The 354-nt window shown below is 56.2% G+C and carries 1 protein-coding gene; it reads left to right on the top strand.

Annotated elements, in window-relative coordinates; genetic code table 11:
* The coding region (locus CVH10_RS25825) for a hypothetical protein (protein ID WP_219924809.1) at window positions 1–354 on the top strand (354 nt) is incomplete at both ends.

The following is a 354-nucleotide window of genomic DNA, read 5'->3' as shown; positions in this document are numbered from 1 at the left end:
GGGATAGTTTCATCTCGGAATTGGCTTATCAGCGCACCAAAGATGCGCCCAAGGAATGCATTATGGCGACAGGCTTTTTCGACGGCGTAGCTTCGGGCAAGGTCAAAGGGTGGGCCAAGGCGCCCGGCGACAAGAGCGCCATTGCGGTATCACTGGTGATCGACGGCCAGGCAGTAGAGACGAAAATAGCCAATCTACCGCGCCCGGACCTTTCAGGTCTGATCGGCTCGACCGATCACGGCTTCACGTTCGACATCCCAAAACCTTACCACGACGGAGAGGTCCACACGGTAGGCGTGGAAGCCTATGGATCAAAGATCGCCCTCCAGTTGACCGAGGATGCAGACAATACTT

The sequence above is a fragment of the Halomonas sp. ND22Bw genome (assembly GCF_003011945.1).
Classification (GTDB): domain Bacteria; phylum Pseudomonadota; class Gammaproteobacteria; order Pseudomonadales; family Halomonadaceae; genus Halomonas; species Halomonas halophila.
Note: the sequence above shows the minus strand (reverse complement) of the source record. Positions and strands in the feature narration are given on the sequence as shown.